The following is a 422-nucleotide window of genomic DNA, read 5'->3' as shown; positions in this document are numbered from 1 at the left end:
GCGCGGGGGTGCYCGGTGGGGCAGTTGCCGGCGCACCGGTTCAAGGCCAAGKCCCGCACCTGGCGGGAACGCCACCASGYAGRGWSCATCGARMAACGCCACGCSAAAGGGGTCGCGGACCGGCGGGTGGAGTTCCGGCCGGACCAGGACGGGATGGCSTGGCTSTCCGCGTACCTKCCCGCGGACCAGGCCCAGGCCGGGTGGAACCGGCTCACCGCCGCCGCCCGTGCCCTGCAGGGACCCGATGAATGCCGCACCATGACCCAACTGCGTGCGGACACCTTCGCCGACGCGGTCCTCACCAACGGCACCACAGTCAACGATGCCAGGCCCGGCGCGGGAACTGACCAGCAATCTCCGATCCGGGCGCAGGTGCTGGTCACGGTCCCTGTGTTCTCGCTGATGGGTGTTACGGACGAGGC

Annotated in this window: 1 pseudogene; it reads left to right on the top strand. The window is 70.7% G+C overall.

The window, feature by feature from the left end:
- Positions 1-15 precede the first annotated feature (15 nt).
- A pseudogene (locus AC1DKD_RS42230) lies at positions 16-422 on the top strand (DUF222 domain-containing protein); the annotation flags it as partial.

It is taken from the genome of Cupriavidus sp. 05T313, from assembly GCF_056396665.1.
The sequence above is the reverse complement of the archived record's forward strand: the minus strand, read 5'-3'. Positions and strand labels throughout refer to the sequence as shown.